The 1,007-nt window shown below is 69.7% G+C and carries 1 protein-coding gene; it reads left to right on the plus strand.

Features of this window, described 5'->3' with window-relative positions:
* The coding region (locus tag ABTW95_RS35710) for an XRE family transcriptional regulator (protein WP_500228644.1) at positions 1-1,006 on the plus strand (1,006 nt) is incomplete at its 5' end.
* Position 1,007: the final 1 nt, after the last annotated feature.

Below are 1,007 nucleotides of genomic sequence, written 5' to 3' on the forward strand. Positions count from 1 at the left end.
CCTGGCCACCGAGGTGGGCGTTTCCGCTGCCGCGATCGGCCAGTACGAGGCTGGTGTCAATTCGCCACGCGCCGACGTGCTCGAGCGCTTGGCAAAGGCGCTGGACGTCCGGCCGGGCTTCTTCAGCGTCGGACGACCCCTGGCCCGCATCGAAACCGTGAACGCGCACTTCCGGAGCCTGCGGTCGGCCCGCGTGAGTGATCGTCAGAAGGCGCTGGCCACGGCGACGCTGGTGTGGGAGCTGACGTTCGCACTCGAGCGACACGTCAGGCTCCCCGAGACCGACCTCCCAGAGATCCGCCCCGGCAGCTCACCCGCCGAGGCAGCTGCCCTCCTGCGTCGGCACTGGGGCCTACCCGACGGCCCGGTCAAACACCTTGCCGCCACGGCCGAGTCTCACGGCATCGTGTTGACAGTGCGACCTCTCGGCGAAATCGACGCCGTCGATGCTTTCTCCGTCATCATCGTCGACCGTCCGATCATCATCACGACGCCGCGGCGGACCGAGAACGTGTTCAAGCACCGGTTCTCGATCGCGCACGAGATCGGGCACTTGCTGCTGCACGCCGACTCAGGCGAGCACAGTGCGGCCATCGAGAAGGAGGCCGACGAGTTCGCCGCGGCTTTCCTCACCCCTGCCGCGTCCATGGACGCGGTCCTCCCGCAGCGGCTCGACCTGGCGGCACTGGACCGGCTCGGCCGCACGTGGGGCGTCTCGCCAACGTCGCTAGTCCGCCGAATGGTCGAGCGCGGTCGCACCACCGAGTCGTCGGCACGCCGGGCCTACCAGCGCCTGTCAATGGTTTACGACGCCAAGGCGGACCCGACCAGCGCCTACCCCGGCGAAGTGCCGACGCTGCTGAGGAAAGCCGCGGAGCTCGCCGGCGACCATGGCGCGCCGGTGCCCGTGCTCGCCGAGGCCCTGAAGATCAGCGCCGCGCAGGTGCGCGACCTGCTGGGCGAGGCCGACGAGCGCCCGGTGCTGCGTCTCGTCGACAGCGACTGAC

Origin of the sequence: Spirillospora sp. NPDC127506 (assembly GCF_040302145.1) — a bacterium.
GTDB lineage: Bacteria > Actinomycetota > Actinomycetes > Streptosporangiales > Streptosporangiaceae > Spirillospora.